Genomic DNA, 12,573 nt, shown 5'->3' with positions numbered 1-12,573 from the left:
GCCCATGACCATGGACATGCCCGGCAGCAGCCCGGCGGCAGCGTCAGGCACGTTTCAGGACATCTGGTCCGCAATCTCGGCACCGTTTCGGTCGCAGCCTTCGGTGGATCTGCCCGAGGTCGTCGCGTATCTGGACCCGGGCCTGCTGGCTCATGCGGTCAGGTTCTTCCCCTCGCGCGACGCGGCGGTGAACGCGGGCCCCGCGCCCGTGCTGCGTCGGATCTTCACCCTGGAGGCGGGCGATCTGGTCATTCGCGGCCCCAACCAGACGAACGATCCGCTGTTCGATCGCTTTCCCAGATGGGGGGCCTCGGCGCGCATCCCGCTGGCCGAGCTCGCCACCGGGTCCGTCGACGGTCAGGTGGCGCCATCGATTGCGGATCAGATCGTGCTGATCTCGGCGCTCAACCCCGCCGCCTTCCAGACTCGCACGCCCCGCGGGCAGGCGATCCCCGCCGCGTGCGGGCTGGTGGTGACCCATGTGCCGCGCCTGCGCGTCTGGCTTCCCGAGGACGGGCCGCGCGGCGGGCAGGAAACCAACCGGCGGCTGACGGACGGCGACGGCCGATGGTGGCTGCGCGTCGATCTGCCAGAGCCGGAGGACGACAACGGCGAGGAGCGTGCGCTGGCCTCGACCTTCCGTCCCGGGCCGGGCGATGCGGCCCTGACCGTCGAGGAGGGCTGGCTGGTCCGGCGGTCCCGGTCCAGCCGCTTTGCCGCGCTGTATAAGCGCGAACCCCTCTGGGGCGTCGAGACGGCCTATGCTCTGGACGGCGTGCCGGTCCGTCCGACCGTGGCGGGCGAGCCCCGCGCAGGCGACCTGCTGTCCGTCGATCCGGGCCGGTCCACCGACCTGATCGCCGACATCCAGTGGCAGCGCCATGACACAGGTCTGGGCCACGACGGATGGACGCCCCTCGCCGGGGCGCGGTCGTCCAGCGTCCAGCTGGGGGCCGAGCATCGCGGCGCATGGCTGCGCGCCCGTCTGCGCGGCCCCGCCACGGCCTGGCGGTGGGTCGTCTCGAATGTCGTGGGCCCGGTGCAGGCGATGGCTCCGGTCGCGCCCAGGCCCTGTCATCTGGGGCGCCGTCCCGCCCCATTGTCCCATGCCGCGTTGCAGGCCCTTTCCGCGACGCCGGGCCAGCCCGCCGCGCCGGCGCCGCTGGACCTTTATCGCGATCCGGACTTCCATCCGGGCACCGGCTGGCTGGGCCACGTCGCCACCGATGGCCCGCCCTCTGCCGCCAGCCTGCAGACGACCTACACGCCCGGCGAGAACGTCATCCATCCCTGCATCGTGGAACTGCCCGTCGATCTCTGCGGCTATCGGTATCTTTGCGCCATCACCGCCTATCCCCGGGGTCCGGCGCTGGAGGATCCGTTCCTCTACGGTTCGAACGACCGGCTGACCTGGACGCTGCTGGCGGACGTGCCGCAGCCGCTGGATGTCCGCAAGCCGGTCACCGGCGCCTACAACAGCGACACCTTCATCACCCATGACCCCGTCGCCGGGGTGCTGGTCGTGGCTTGGCGGGCCTACGAGCCCCGCTCGGAGGGCGATCGCGGACCGGCCAATTCCGACGTGGTGCTGCGGTGCCGCACGACCCGCGACGGCCATGGCTGGTCGGAGCCGATCGAGCTGATGCGCCTGCCGGCGGACCATAACATCATGCTGTCGCCGACGATGATCTACGATCCCGAGGCGGGGCTGTGGCACATGTGGACGATCGACCGGCCCGTGATGCACCACTGGACCGCGCCCACGCTGCAGGGGCCGTGGACGCTGGATGCGGCGCAGACGCCCCTCAGCGTCTTCCGGATGGCGCATCATCACGAGGTGAAATGGGTGGGCGACCGGCTGGTCTGCCTGCTCTATTCCCGCCAGGACGGGAACCTCTATTTCGGGATCTTCAAGCCGGGATCCTGGACCGAGGTCGACTGGAGCCTGGCGCCGCTGCTGCATCCGCGCCCGGCCTGCCTGTACAAGGCGTCCTTCGTGCCGGTCCATGACCCGGTCGCGGGCACGCTGGCCTTCGATCTGTGGTGGACCCGGGGGGCGGCCTGCCCGTCGGGCGGGATCGATGCGGGGCACGGGCGCAAGCTGCAATATGCCCGCACCGTGCCGGTCGCGATCTAGCGAAGCCTAGCGGATGGGCGGGCCGCGCCGGGACAGGCGGCGGGCCGCCTGAGCCTCCTTGCGGGCGCGCTGCCACGGCGCCCCATACTGCAGCCACAGGGCCGAGATCCACCACAGCGCCAGGCAGGCCCAGATGTCGACCGCCAGCCGGCGCCAGATGCTCTGGTCCGCAGGGGTCATCTGCAGCGAATCGCCCAGGACCGACAGCAGCACGCAGGCCACGAAGGACAAGAGCCCCCCCCGGCCGATCTGCTGCAGCGCGACGCCGATCCGGGTGGCGGCCAGCCCTTCCATCGGGCGGGCCAAGGGCACGGCCACCAGCCAGGCGGCGGCGACGATGGCCAGATAGCGGGTGCCGTCCAGGCTCCACTTGTCGATGCTGCCATAGACCAGCTTCAGCGCTTCGCGGAAGGCCAGGGCGGGCTCTCCGATCTTGGCGCCGATGACGATGGCGCTGCCGAAGGCGAACATGCCCAAGGCCAGCACGGTCAGCAGGTGCCGCCACGGCCACAGCGCCGCCATGATGCGCTGGCGAAAGAGGCCCATCGCCACGCCGGTATAGAACAGCATCTGCCAGCCGAAGGGGTTGAAGAGGAACCCCCCCTCGACCCGGTGGTTGGGGACCATCGCGTTCAGTGTGGGCGCATGCCACCACAGCAGGACCGAACCGACAGCCACGACCCAGGGCCAGCGCAGCATCAGCGGCACCACGACCAGCGACAGGGTGATCAGGATCACATAGACGGCCAGCACGTCGATGATGTTGGGCTGCACCCAGAAGGTCGCGACCGTCCCGATGAAGCCCACGGGATTGTCCAGCACCCAGGTCGCATACTGGTTCCAGATCGCGGTATGGGGCCGGTCCAGCGCCAGCAGCGCCGCCGACAGCAGCGCCATCAGCACGGCGCCGACGATCATCGCGCGCCAGACCTCGAAGGCGCGGCGGCCGAAGCGGCGCTGCGCGGTGCGGCGCCCCTCGCGGGCCTCGACGGCCAGCCAGACGATGCCGACCAGAAAGCCCGACAGCAGCACGAACATCTCGGACGCGTCGAAGATCGAGAAATTGGGCAGCGTCACCTGCCGCATGGCCGAGATCGGCATGTGATTGACCATGATGCTGACCAGCGCGTAGCCGCGCAGCATGTCCAGCGCGATAAGACGGTTCATGCGGGCAGCCGGCTCCAGCGGGTCAGAAGGGCGGCGTCCAGAAGCATGGCGTCGGTCTCGGCCGGGTCCAGGTCCCGCAGGGCCTGTCCGCGGCTGGCGGCGTGGTCGATCTTGGCCCCCGCCGTGACACGGTCCAGGCGCAGGGCGCGGGGCAGGTCGTCGGGCAGGGGGGCCAGCAGGGCGCTGTGGCGGGCCAGCAGGTCGGGGTCCTCGGCCAAGCGCATCAGGGCCGCCGGGCCCGTGACGGGCTGGGGCAGGCTGCGGGTGATGGCGGCGGCCTCGGACAGGATCACCGGGGGATCGCGTTCCTCGGGGGTGACCAGCAGCCCGCGCAGTCGTGCCCACCGGCCGAAGACCGGGCTGGCCGACAGGCGCGAGGTCAGCGGCGACAGGATCAGCCCCGCCAGGATCGGCGACAGCCAGATCAGCTGCTCGGGCGAGAACCGCGCCAGCACGACCAGCGTGCCCAGGCCCAAGACCACATGCGCCCAGTGGTGCCGCGCCACCACGCCCCAGGAGGGCATGGAGCCCGCGCGGGTCTGCGCGTCCCAGCCACTGTCGCGGCCCGACAGGATCTCGAAGATCTGCCGCGTCTGGACCAGCATCTGCACCGGCGCGATCAGCGCAGACAGGATCGTCTCGAAGAGGGCGCTGGCGAAGATGCGCACCCGCCCGCCGGACTGGCGGGCCAGGGGGCGCAGCCAGGCGCGGAAGGTGGCGATGAACTTGGGCAGCAGCAGCAGCGTCATCGCGCCCACGAACAGCCACAGCATCCGGCGACTGTCGAAGACCGGCCATTCGGGGAACAGCTGGTACGAGTTCGGGAAGTATTCCGGCGTGGACAGCAGCACCGTGGCTGACAGGACCAGACCCACCAGGATCAGGGCCAGCCACAGCGGGCTCATCAGGAATCCCATGATGCCGATGATGAAATGCGCCCGGCTGACGCCACGCAGGCCCCGGATGGCCAGCAGGCGGGAATGCTGCAGGTTGCCCTGCGCCCACCGGCGCTCGCGCGCGGCCATGTCCAGCAGCGTGGGCGGGCAGCCCTCGAAGCTGCCGCGCAGGTCGTGGTCCAGACGCACCGTCCAGCCCGCACGGCACATGGCCGCCGCCTCGACGAAATCGTGGCTGAGGATCGTGCCCCCGAAGGGGGGCGAGCCGGGCAGGGTGGGCAACCCGCAGGCGCGGGCGAAGGCCTCGACCCGGATGATGGCGTTGTGGCCCCAGTAGTTGCCGGTATTGCCCGACCAGGCGGCCACGCCGCGCGCGATCATCGGGCCATAGACCCGGCCCGCGAACTGGGTCAGGCGGGCAAAGATCGTCTCTCCGCCGACCAGCATCGGCATGGTCTGGATCAGGCCCATGCGCGGATCGGCATTCATGCGCGCCGACAGGGCCTTGATGGTGGCGCCCGACATCACGCTGTCGGCGTCCAGCACGACCATCTGGTCATAGCGCCCGCCCCAGTTGCGGATGAACTGCGCCAGGTTGCCGGACTTGCGGTCCTCGTTGGTCAGGCGGCGGCGATACCAGATCGGCAGCGGCGACAGGGCGCGCGCCGCGTCGATCACCAGCGTCTCGTTCACCGCGATCTCGGGATTGCGAGTGTCGGACAGCACGAAGATCTCGGTCCGCCGGCCCATCCCGAGGGCGTCCAGTTCACGCGCCAGCGCCACCAGCAAGCCGGTGCTGACCGCCACATCCTCGTGATAGATCGGCATGACGATCACCAGCCGGGCGTCGTTCGGCCCCTCGGGGGTGGTCAGGGTCGGGGCCAGGAACCCCGCCAGCGTGCCACAGAAGGAAAACCCGACCCAGGCAAAGGTCGGCACGAACAGGATCAGCAGCGCGATCTGCATCGGCGTCGGGTTGGCGCCGAAGGCGGCCAGCATCTGGGAAAAGCCCACGACCGCCAGCGCGGCGGTGCCGCCGAAGGCGATCAGCCGCGCCATCCAGACGCGCAGCCCGTTGCGGACCCGGTCAGGACCGCCCTGGGCCGGGCGGGTGAAATCCTGCACCGGCATGTCCAGCGGCGCCAAGGGCGGCACGGCCGGGCGCGCATCCGCGCCCGTCGACGCGGCGCCCTGCCGGTCGGTCGGCGTCAGGTCAAGCGCGGAGGTCATGCCGTCCAGCGGGTCAGCCAGGTCTCGCTCAGCGCAAGCCCGTCGGGATCGGTCAGCACGGCGCGCAGCTCGGACAGCTCGATCCGGCCCGGCTCGAACTCGAAGGCCAGGCGCAGGGCGTTCTGCTCGGGCAGCTGCTTGATATAGGCATGCACGATCCGCCCTTCCGAGGCGCTGACCTGATAGTTGGGCAGCGTCTCGCGGAACATGCCCAGATCGAAGTCGATGACATAGCTGCGCGTCGTCTCGACATTGATCGAGCGGCCCGAGCGGACCTGCCGCACCTTGGCCAGGGGCATCTCACTGGGCGGCAGGGCGGCAAAGCTCATCCGATAGCGGAAATCGCGGCGTTCGCCGCGCATGAGCGGCTCCTTGGGCAGCCAGTAGCTGACGATGTTGTCGTTGAACTCGTTCTCGACCGGGATCTCGATCAGCCGGACCTCGCCCTCGCCCCAGTCCCCTTCGGGCTGGATCCAGGCCGAGGGGCGCAGGTGGTACATCGCCTCGGCATCCTGGAAGGATTCGAAGTCGCGCGCGCGCTGCACCAGTCCGAAGCCCCGCGGATCGCTGTCGGTGAAGCTGGAGATCTGGATCTTGCGCGGCGCCATCAGCCCGCGCCAGAGCGCCTCTCCGGCGCCGGTCTGCATCTGCAAGCCGTCGTTGTCGTGGCAGGCGGGGCGGTAGTCGTCCACCTCGCGGCGCGAGGCCGGGCTGAACCAGAACATCGAGGTCAGGGGCGCCAGCCCCGTCTCGCGCAGGTCGGTGCGCGGGAACAGGGCGACATGGGTGCGCACCATCGTCACCGCGCCGGGCGAGATGTCGAACTGGAAGGCCGCCGCGACCGAGCGGCTGTCGAGGATCGCATAGATCCGCACCGTGGTCTGGCCGGGGGCGGGCTCGACGATCCAGAAATCGGTGAACAGCGGGAATTCCTCGCCATCCGGGCTGCCGGTCTTGATCGCCAGGCCGCGTGCCGACAGACCATAGAGCGTGCCGCGCGCGACGGCGCGGAAATAGCTGGCGCCCTGGAAGACCACGAACTCGTCCATGATGCCGGGGCGGTTCAGGACCGTGCGCATCCGGAAGCCCGACCAGCCCATGTTGCCGATCGTCTCCAGATCCGGGCCGTCGGGGAACTGCGCGGGATCGAATTCCAGCATCGCGGGATCGAAGGGGATGGGCCGGGTGATGCCGTCGCGGACCAGGTTGATCTGCACCGGCTCGTAGAAGATCGAGCCGGGCGACAGCAGGTCGACGCCGAAGGCCTTCTGCCCCGCCAGCGGATCCAGATCGCGGCGGAAGCGGATGCCCCGGTAATGGTCGTAGTCTAGGTCGGCGAAGGTGCCCACCAGTTCCGAGATCGGCTGCACATAGACGCTCTGCGACCGCAGGGCGGCCAGGGCGGCGACCTGCTCGAAATCGAAGGGCGCAGGCGCGGGCGGGCCGAAACCGGCCGGCTGGTCGTCGGCAGGGGCCTGGGCCTGTGCGGGAACCGCCATCAGCGTCCCGCCGGCGGCAAGGGCTGTGGCGGCATTCAGGAATTGACGGCGCTTCATGTGTGGGAATGTCTCGATGGAACCGTTGGACTATAGACGCGCCGCTGCAACGCAGCAAGCGCGCTCACCAAGTCGTCAGAGTATCGGCAGGAATCAGCCCCCGCCGCAAGACGGAAACGTTTGGGTCAGGGCGCGGGCGCCGTCCCTGCCTACTGCCGCGCCAGCCAAGCGGTGACCGGGCCGCGCAGGCTGGTCAGCCCCTCGGCCTCGGCCTGATCGATCACCTGGCGCAGCCCGGCGATGTCCACGCGGCGGATCAGGTGCTTGACCGGCCCGATCGAGGCCGGGCGCATCGACAGCCGCCGGATGCCCAAGGCCGCGAAGACCAGCGCCTCGACCGGGCGCCCGGCATCCTCGCCGCAAAAGGACAGGGGCACGCGGGCCTCGTCGCAGCGCGCGATGATCAGGCGCAGGAGGGACAGGAAGGACACGTTCAGCGTGTCATAGCGGCGGCGCACGCGCTCGTTCTCGCGGTCGGCGGCGAAGAAGAACTGCTTGAGGTCGTTGCCGCCGATCGAGATGAAGTCGCACATCTCGAAGAACCGCTTGGGCGCGAAGGCCATGGACGGCGTCTCCAGCATGGCGCCGACGCGGATGTCCGAGGGCATCGCATGGCCAAGCCGCTGCTCGCGCGCCATCTCCTGCATCAGGATGCGGTGGGCGGCCTCGTATTCGGTGATGTCGGCGATGAAGGGGAACATGACGTGCAGGGGCCGACCCACGGACGCGCGGATCAGCGCCTGCAGCTGCATCCTGAGCACGCCGCGCTTGTCCAGACCCACCCGGATCGCGCGCCAGCCCATCGCGGGGTTCGGTTCGTCCTGCGGCTTCATGTAGGGCAGGACCTTGTCGGACCCGATGTCCAGCGTCCGGAAGATCACCGGCTTGCCCTGCGCATTGTCCATCACGCGGGCATAGAGCCCGGCCAGTTCCGCGCGGCGCGGCACATGGCTGCGGATCAGGAACTGCAACTCGGTGCGGAACAGGCCCACGCCCTCGGCCCCGGACCCCTCCAGCGAGGGCAGGTCGGCCATCAGGCCCGCGTTCATGTAGAGCTGGATCGTCGTGCCGCAGGTGCCGGTGGCGGGCAGGCTGCGCAGGCTGGCATAGCGGTCCTGCGCCTCGGCTTGCATGGCGATCTTGTCCTGGAACGCCTTGGCGACCGATTCCTCGGGGCGCAGATGCACGACGCCCTGATCGCCGTCGACCAGGATCGCGTCGCCGTTGAGCGCCTCGGAGGTGATGCGGGCGGCATGGATGACCAGCGGGATGGCCAGCGCGCGGGCCACGATGGCCGCATGGCTGCCGACAGAGCCCTCCTCCAGCACCACGCCCTTCAGGCGGCGGCCGTATTCCAGCAGTTCAGCCGGACCGATGTTGCGGGCGACCAGGATCGGATCCGAGGGCATCTCGGCGCCGGTATCGCTGCCCTGTCCGGTCAGGATGCGCAGCAGACGGTTGGACAGGTCGTCCAGATCGTGCAGGCGGTCGCGCAGATAGGGGTCGGCGGCCATCTCCAGCCGGGCGCGGGCGGCGGATTGCTCCTTCTCGACAGCGGCCTCGGCGGACAGGCCAAGCCGGATGTCCTCTTCCATGCGCTTGAGCCAGCTGCGCGAATGGGCGAACATCCGATAGGTTTCCAGCACGGCGGCATGCTCGCCGTCGCCCCCCATGTCGGCAGCGGCGACCATCTTGTCGACGGTCAGGCGCAGCGTCTCGACGCCCTCGTGCAGGCGGGCATGTTCCTTGTCCGGATCGTCGCCCACGGGGTTGGCGATCACCACGCGCGGCTCGTGCAGCCAGACATGGCCCTCGGCCGCGCCCTCCTGCCCCGTAGCGCCGCGCAGCATCAGCGGAAAGCGGTGCGCCAGCGGCAGGCTGTCGGACTGGCTGCCCTGAAAGGCGCCCAGCTCGGTCATCTCGGCCAGCACCATGGCGACGACCTCGAGGCCGTAGACCTCGTCGTCGCTGAACTGCCGGGCGGTCGCGCATTGCACGACCAAGACGCCAAGTCGTTCGCCGACCCGCTGGATCGGCACGCCCAGAAAGGCGGGAAAGACCTCCTCGCCGGTCTCGGGCATGAAGCGGAAGCCGGGCTGGGATGGCGCATTGGCGGTATTCACATGGCGCCCGGTGCGGGCCACGCGGCCGACCAGCCCCTCGCCCAAGCGCAGCCGCGTCTGATGCACGGCCTCGGGGCGCAGGCCCTCGGTCGCGCTCAGCTCCAGCGTGTCGGCGTCGCGGAAGAGGTAGATGGAACAGACCTCGGTCCCCATCGAATCGGCGATGTGATGGGTGATCTCGTCCAGACGATCCTGCCCGCCGCCCGCGGCGGCCAGGATATCCTTGAGCCGCCGCAGCAGCTTGCGCGAGTCGCTATCGGTGCGATCCTGCATCGCCTGGGCCCGCCTTCCGCCTGCTCACCGGCCCCGTTCGGGGCCGGACCGTCAAGGCTTATGCCTTGTCCAGCTCAAAGGCATCATGCAGTGCCTGCACGGCCAGTTCCATGTATTTCCGGTCGATCAGCACCGAAATCTTGATCTCGCTGGTGGCGATGACCTTGATGTTGACGTTTTCATCGGCCAGTGCCTTGAACATGCGCGCGGCGACGCCCGCATGGCTGCGCATGCCGATGCCCACGACCGAGACCTTGGCGACCTCGGTGTCCACGACCAGCTCATCATAGGCGATGTGCCCGGACTGGCGGGCCTCTTCCATGGCCCGCTTGGCGCGTTCCACCTGGTTGATCGGCACCGAGAAGGTCATGTCGGTCACCGAACCCGGGTGATCGTCGTAATCCTTTTCCGAGATGTTCTGGACGATCATGTCCACGTTCACCCCCGCCTCGGCCAGCGGCGCGAAGATCGCGGCCGAGATGCCGGGGCGATCCTCGACCGTGACCAGCGTGATCTTGGCCTCGTCGCGCGAAGAGGCGACGCCGTTGACGACTTTCGATTCCATGATTTCATCCTCATCGCAGATCAGCGTGCCAGACGTCTCGTCGGTATCCTCGAAGGACGACAGCACCCGCAGCCGCACCTTGTAGCGCATCGCCAGTTCCACCGACCGCGTCTGCAGCACCTTGGCGCCAAGCGAGGCCAGCTCCAGCATCTCCTCGAAGGCGATGCGGGGCAGCTTGCGGGCGCGCGAGGTGATGCGCGGATCGGTGGTATAGACCCCGTCCACATCCGTGTAGATGTCGCAGCGCTCGGCCTCGAAGGCGGCGGCGAAGGCCACGGCGGTGGTGTCGGACCCGCCGCGCCCGAGCGTGGTGATGCGCCCGTCCGGCGCCACGCCCTGAAAGCCCGCCACGACGGCGACCTTGAAGCCTTCGGCGAACTTCTGGTCGAAGTTCTTGCGCGGAATGTCCACGAAGCGGGCGGCGGAATGGGCCGAGGTGGTGTTGATCGGCACTTGCCAGCCCTGCCAGCTGCGCGCGGGCACGCCCATCTCCTGCAGGGTCAGGGCCATCAGCCCCGCCGTCACGTTCTCGCCCGAGCTGACCACCGCGTCGTATTCGCGCGCGTCGAACAGCGGAGAGGTCTGTTCGACCCAGCCCACCAGCTCGTTGGTCTTGCCCGACATGGCGCTGACGATGACGATGACGTCGTAGCCGCGTTCAACCTCGCGCTGCACCTTGCGGGCGGCGTTCCTGATCCGGTCAAGATCGGCGACCGAGGTGCCGCCGAATTTCATTACCAGAAGCGGCATCAAGGGCCCCCAGCCTAAAGGTGCGTGTCGGCGGGGCTTTTAGGAGGGCAGGGCGGAAAGCGCAAGAGACCGCGGGACGTGGCGTCCTCTCGCGCAGGCCGCGCGGGGGGGCGTCAGTTCGCGCGGCGGCGCGGCAGGAAGGGCAGGGGGGCGATGGGCACGCCGTCCTCGATCAGGCGCCGCGCCTCCTCGGGACGCGCCTCGCCATGGATGGCGCGGGCCGGACGGTCGCCGTCATGCATGGCGCGCGCCTCCTCGGCAAAGCTGAGGCCCACATAGTCCGAGCTGTCCTCGATCTTGCGGCGCAACGCCTCCAGCGCGGCCTCGGCGGGGGTGCGCGGCGCGGTCAGGGGGGCACGCTTCTCGGTGACGGCCGGGGCCATCAGGCCGCGATCCACGCGGACCGACCCGCATTGCCCGCAGGCGACCTGGCCCGCATCTCGCATCGTCTCGAACCCCTCGGACGAGCGGAACCAGCCGTCGAAGTCATGGCCGTTGTCGCAGCGCAGGGCATAGCGGATCATCGCGGGGTCTCTCCTGGTCTGATCCCTATATCGGGTCAGCAGCGGGGCCGCGCAAGATCGGCCAGCCGCGCGATCAGCGCGCCGGGATCGCCCGCCCGCGCCACCAGCACGTCGCGCGCGGCGCGGCCCATGTCGCGCGCCTGGTCGGGGTGATCGGCCAGCCGGGCCAGCACCGCCCCCAGATCCGACGCCTCGACCGGCAGGGCCGCGCCCTGCGCCTCCAGCGCGTCGAAGGCCTCGATGAAATTGCCGAAATGCGGGCCGCGCAGCAGGGCGCAGGCCTGGGCGGCGGGCTCCCACGGGGTGTGGCCGCCGTGATCGGTCAGGCTGCCGCCGATGATGCAGATCCCGGCGCGGGCATACCATCGCGGCATCTCGCCCAGGGTGTCGGCCAGCAGCACGCCCCCCCCGGGCGCCACGTCGGCGCCCGCGCTGCGGCGGGCGAAGGGCAGGGCGCGCGCCGCGATCAGCGCCGCGATCTGATCGGCGCGGGCCGGATGGCGCGGTGCCAGGATCAGCTGCAGGTCGGGACGTCCCGTCGCGGCGCGCGCAAAGCCGTCCAGGATCGGCCCGTCCTCGCCCTCGTGGGTCGAGGCCGCCAGCACCACCCGCCCGCGCCCCGGCGCATCGGTCACGGGGGCCGTGGCCGCCGGAGCCAGCAGCTTCAGGTCCAGCCGCGGCAGCAGCGCGCGCGCCGGCAGGCCCAGGGACAGCAGCCGCGCCTCGCTGCCCTGATCCTGCGCCGACATCGCGTCGACCCGCCCCAGCATCGGCCCGATCACGCGGGGAAACCGCCCCCACGTCCCGGCCGAGCGTTCCGACATCCGCGCCCCGATCATCGCCTGCGCGATGCCCCGTTCCGCCAGCAGGCGCGAGCGCAGCGGCCAGAACTCGCCCTCGACCGTCACCGCAAGGCGCGGGCGGGCGGCATCCAGGAACCGTGCCAGCGCGCCGGGCAGGTCCAGCGGCGCCAGCCGCGCGGGCAGGCCCCAGCTTTGGGCCAAGGCACGCCCGGTCTCGCTGTTGGTGGTGATCTGCAGGGCATGGTCGCGGGCCAGCGCCTCGATGATGACGCGGGCCGAGGTCAGCTCTCCGACCGAGGCGGCATGGACCCAGATGTCGCCCCGCCCCGGCAGGGGGTCCGCGACCAGCCGCTCGCGCAGTGCCGCCGACCTGCCCACGCGCGCGCGCATCCGCAGCGCGGCCTCGGCGATCCGGGTCGTGGCGTCATAGATCATGCAGGGACAACCCTCGCGCAGCTTTAGGTGGAGGCGGGTACCGGAATCGAACCGGTCTTCACGGATTTGCAATCCGGTGCGTAACCTCTCCGCCAACCCGCCGCCGTCGAGAGT

Annotated in this window: 8 protein-coding genes and 1 tRNA gene; 1 reads left to right on the top strand and 8 read right to left on the bottom strand. The window is 70.0% G+C overall.

Translation table 11 applies throughout. From position 1 onward, the window contains the following. Positions 1-4: 4 nt before the first annotated feature. Complete coding sequence (locus E4191_RS12860; protein ID WP_135313756.1) at positions 5-2,137, top strand: hypothetical protein; 2,133 nt, start codon at positions 5-7, stop codon at positions 2,135-2,137. 6 nt (positions 2,138-2,143) lie between these two features. On the opposite strand, the gene opgC is transcribed toward E4191_RS12860, so the two are convergent. The 8 genes from opgC to E4191_RS12820 form a co-directional block, all read right to left on the bottom strand. After that, entirely contained in the window at positions 2,144-3,304 is a 1,161-nt protein-coding gene (opgC, locus tag E4191_RS12855; protein WP_135313755.1) for an OpgC domain-containing protein, read from the bottom strand. Beyond that, positions 3,301-5,430 carry a glucans biosynthesis glucosyltransferase MdoH gene (mdoH, locus tag E4191_RS12850; RefSeq protein ID WP_135313754.1) on the bottom strand — a complete coding sequence of 710 codons (2,130 nt, stop codon included), beginning with the start codon at positions 5,428-5,430 and terminating at the stop codon, positions 3,301-3,303. Before mdoH ends, opgC begins: the two co-directional genes overlap by 4 nt. Continuing rightward, positions 5,427-6,929 carry a glucan biosynthesis protein gene (locus tag E4191_RS12845; protein WP_228461309.1) on the bottom strand — a complete coding sequence of 501 codons (1,503 nt, stop codon included), beginning with the start codon at positions 6,927-6,929 and terminating at the stop codon, positions 5,427-5,429. Before E4191_RS12845 ends, mdoH begins: the two co-directional genes overlap by 4 nt. 206 nt (positions 6,930-7,135) lie before the next feature. After that, complete coding sequence (ptsP, locus tag E4191_RS12840; protein WP_135313752.1) at positions 7,136-9,382, bottom strand: phosphoenolpyruvate--protein phosphotransferase; 2,247 nt, start codon at positions 9,380-9,382, stop codon at positions 7,136-7,138. 58 nt (positions 9,383-9,440) lie between these two features. Beyond that, a complete protein-coding gene (locus tag E4191_RS12835; protein WP_135313751.1) occupies positions 9,441-10,697 on the bottom strand; it encodes an aspartate kinase in 1,257 nt (418 codons plus the stop codon). Positions 10,698-10,810: 113 nt separating this feature from the next. After that, a complete protein-coding gene (locus tag E4191_RS12830) occupies positions 10,811-11,221 on the bottom strand; it encodes a DUF1178 family protein (RefSeq protein WP_135313750.1) in 411 nt (136 codons plus the stop codon). Positions 11,222-11,256: 35 nt separating this feature from the next. Further along, positions 11,257-12,459 carry a 3-deoxy-D-manno-octulosonic acid transferase gene (locus E4191_RS12825; RefSeq protein WP_135313749.1) on the bottom strand — a complete coding sequence of 401 codons (1,203 nt, stop codon included), beginning with the start codon at positions 12,457-12,459 and terminating at the stop codon, positions 11,257-11,259. A gap of 28 nt (positions 12,460-12,487) precedes the next feature. Continuing rightward, positions 12,488-12,561 (bottom strand) — tRNA-Cys (locus tag E4191_RS12820). Positions 12,562-12,573: the final 12 nt, after the last annotated feature.

The organism is Paracoccus liaowanqingii (assembly GCF_004683865.2).
Lineage (GTDB): Bacteria > Pseudomonadota > Alphaproteobacteria > Rhodobacterales > Rhodobacteraceae > Paracoccus > Paracoccus liaowanqingii.
Note: the sequence above shows the minus strand (reverse complement) of the source record. Positions and strands in the feature narration are given on the sequence as shown.